Origin of the sequence: Nitratidesulfovibrio liaohensis (assembly GCF_011682075.1) — a bacterium.
GTDB classification, from domain to species: domain Bacteria; phylum Desulfobacterota; class Desulfovibrionia; order Desulfovibrionales; family Desulfovibrionaceae; genus Cupidesulfovibrio; species Cupidesulfovibrio liaohensis.
Map to the genome: position 1 here is coordinate 1 of NZ_VSMK01000789.1, position 529 is coordinate 529.

Here is a 529-nt window from a genome sequence, read left to right on the forward strand (position 1 = left end):
TTCTTTGTCGGTGTTGTTGGATTTTTACCGCGTGAAGATACAGGATATATGTGCGCTTTTTTCTGAAGATAATACTGTTTTTGATGCCAAACGTGGAGGCTATGTTAAGCTTGACGAGGCCTCTTGTACTGGCGACGTGTTCCGTGGCTATATGGTTTTTGATTTTAGTGGGATATATGAGTGTTGCGATCTTGTGGATGGCGATTTGTGCGATGATTATTGTTTTGTAATAGACAATGAGAAGAAGAGGATTGTGTTTCAATTTTTCGAAAAGGATGAATACAGAAATAGGAGCATCTTGTATCTAAAGGTGAGTCGTTTTGGAGGGTTTTCTATAGATGCAATCGTGATAGATGCGCTTAGAGTAGGTGGCGGAAAGTATGCGTTTCGTGGTAGGAGTTACTTTTTACAAAAATATTTTTATAGTGTTAACGAGTCTGTTCTTAATTTTGCGCGTGATCTTTTTGGGGATTTGGATTCATCGAATAGGTATGTGTCTGAATTGATCTACTTTTTTGCTATTATGTTA

General features: G+C 37.8%; 1 protein-coding gene. It reads left to right on the forward strand.

The window, feature by feature from the left end; translation table 11 throughout:
* Positions 1-31 precede the first annotated feature (31 nt).
* The coding region (locus tag FVW27_RS19250) for a hypothetical protein (RefSeq protein WP_167128404.1) at positions 32-529 on the forward strand (498 nt) is incomplete at its 3' end.